Annotated in this window: 2 protein-coding genes; both read left to right on the forward strand. The window is 48.0% G+C overall.

The window, feature by feature from the left end:
- Positions 1-804: hypothetical protein (locus Q8O92_10680; GenBank protein MDP2983780.1), on the forward strand; the 804-nt coding region annotated here is incomplete at its 5' end.
- A 125-nt stretch (positions 805-929) separates the two neighbouring features.
- Positions 930-2,108 carry an IS4 family transposase gene (locus Q8O92_10685; GenBank protein ID MDP2983781.1) on the forward strand — a complete coding sequence of 393 codons (1,179 nt, stop codon included), beginning with the start codon at positions 930-932 and terminating at the stop codon, positions 2,106-2,108.
- Positions 2,109-2,122 lie beyond the last annotated feature (14 nt).

Below are 2,122 nucleotides of genomic sequence, written 5' to 3' on the forward strand. Positions count from 1 at the left end.
CAGACCGGGAAACGCTGGTCGGGCTTCCGGTTCTCGCTGGTGGACGGCCGGGCGCGCAATATCCGGAAATACGGGAAACCCGAGTGGGCGCTCACCGAGAACCTGCTCACCTGGTTCAAGAACTGCGGGCAGTCGCCGGTAGATATGATCGACCAGATTCGTGACTTCCGAATCCTGAAAAACGGCCCCGACGAGGCGGTGTTCTATTTCAAGAGCGCCGACGCCAACGACCGCGCCCAGTCTGAGTACACCGTCCGGGTTCCCGCAAACGCCCCGGCCATGACCATGCAGGTTTCCACCAAATTCACTGTCCTTAAGTACTGGCCCTACACAACGAACCAGTTCTTCGACGTTTTCCCCTTCCGCGGCGTGGACCCGCGCGAGTGGTGGTATGACTCAGTGCTCTGGTTGACTCCCGATAACCGGGTCAAGTGGGAGAGTACCCGCAAGTGGACCTTCGAGGGCGACACCAAACTCACCCAAATCACCGGGGACGGCTTCTTCGCCCTCTGCAGTTCCGACAAAGGCAACATGCTCATGCTGAACCGGAATTTCAAACCGCGCCTGCCGGTGTCTTACATCATCTGCGGCAACTATATAGACTACCACATGGACGTGCACTTCCTGGATGCGAACGGAAAGCCCAAACTCCCCGAGAAAGGCTTCACGATGAGCATGGATTATGAAATGGCGCTTTGGGGCGACAGCGGGGCTACACGCGAAGAGATCATCGAGATCGGAAAGCGAAGCTTGAAGGCGGGGAAACTCGTGCTGCCGGAGAAGGTGGCCCAGAACCGGAGGTAGCTGTTCTTTTATATTTTCGACCAGTAGTGTCCGGTTAAAATAAAATAGAAATGGGCAATGTCCTTATTCTGTATATATTTAGGTAGACAAATACCATTAATCGATACAGAACAGGAGGATTGCCCATGATTAGAAATACGGTATTTTCACAGCTTATGCAACTCATTTGTCAGTACCGGTTCAAAAAATGTGTTGATCAGTATGAAGGAGACAAGTACACCAAGCGATTTTCATGCTGGCAACAACTCATTGTGCTGTTATTTGCCCAGGCAAAGAGTCTAACAAGCCTTCGTGACATTGAACTCAGCCTGAAAAGTCACATGAAGAAGTGGTATCACCTTGGGCTTAAAACGGTGGCAAAGAGCACCCTGAGTGACGCAAACAATAATCGCAACGCCGATATTTTCCGTGACACTTTTTATTCGTTGTTAGAAAAGTGTCGCGAGCTGTCTCCCCGTCATGGTTTCAGATTTAAGAATCCCTTGTATTCGTTTGATTCAACGCTCATTGACGTGTGCTTGTCTCTGTATCCCTGGGCAACATACCGTACGAAGAAAGGCGCGTTCAAGTTACATACCCTGCTGGATCATAGCGGGTATTTGCCATCGTTCATGGTAATTACCGACGGGAAAACCCATGATATAAACGTCGTGAAAGACGACTCATACGGTTTCCCGTCTCTCTCACCGGACAGCATACTTTTAATCGATCGTGCCTACATCGACTATAACTGGCTGTATTCATTGACTCGATCTAAGCTCTTTTTCGTCATGAAAGCAAAAAGCAACATGAAGTACACAGTTCTCGGACAGCAGGAAGTCACCAAAAATAAAGGCATCGTATCAGACTGCCTTATTATGCTCTCCGGTGTCGCCTCACATGAAAACTATCCGGATAAGCTCCGCATGGTTACCTATATTGACCATGAAACAGGAGAACTCTATGTGTTCATTACCAACAATTTCAAACTTGCAGCCCGTACCATTGCTGATCTGTATAAATCACGCTGGCAAATAGAAACATTCTTCAAGTGGATCAAGCAGAATCTGAAAATCAAATCGTTCCTCGGAACTAGCAAGAACGCAGTCATGTCTCAAATCTGGGCCGCCATGATATACTATCTCCTGCTCTCGTTCATCAAATTCCAAACAAAATGCAGGCATTCTCTCCATGAATTAACCCGTATCGTCGGAGAATTACTCCTTGATAGCATCTATCTCGTTGAAATACTTACCATTCCTTTCGATAGATTCAAGACAATTACTCAAAAACAGCAACAGTTGTCTTTACCTCTCAAATTTTAACCGGACAGTTATGA

Source organism: Candidatus Latescibacter sp. (assembly GCA_030692375.1).
GTDB lineage: Bacteria > Latescibacterota > Latescibacteria > Latescibacterales > Latescibacteraceae > JAUYCD01.